The 397-nt window shown below is 68.5% G+C and carries 1 protein-coding gene; it reads right to left on the bottom strand.

Features of this window, described 5'->3' with window-relative positions; all coding sequences use genetic code 11:
- Positions 1-381: hypothetical protein (locus RM844_RS33250; protein ID WP_311671141.1), on the bottom strand; the 381-nt coding region annotated here is incomplete at its 3' end.
- Positions 382-397 lie beyond the last annotated feature (16 nt).

Raw genomic sequence — 397 nt, 5'->3', positions numbered from 1 at the left:
ATCCGGGACCGCGTCGTCGCGATCGCGGGTGAGCACGTACGTGTCGGTGCCGGCGGGGCTCTCGGTCCCGTTGCGCACGCGCTCGACGAGGCTGCGCGCCGAGTCGGCGAAGTTGTCGACCACCGGCCCGATCTTCGTCTTCATCGCCGCCTGCGCTTCCTTCTTCGCGTGGTCGCTCGCGGCCGCGACCTCCTGGTCCTTCGTCGAGCTGGCCTGCTGAGCTCCGACGGTCGTTCCGCGTTGGTAGGCGATCGGGATCCCGAACACTGCCGCACCCACCGTGGCGAACATGGGAATGACAACCCCGAGCACCGCCACCGCGCTGTCCGGCGTCGAGGCGTCGAGGATCTTCCAGATGATCACCACGAGTGCGGCCATCACGACCGCGATGGTGAGG

Source organism: Streptomyces chisholmiae, assembly GCF_031845445.1.
GTDB classification, from domain to species: domain Bacteria; phylum Actinomycetota; class Actinomycetes; order Streptomycetales; family Streptomycetaceae; genus Streptomyces; species Streptomyces chisholmiae.
Note: the sequence above shows the minus strand (reverse complement) of the source record. Positions and strands in the feature narration are given on the sequence as shown.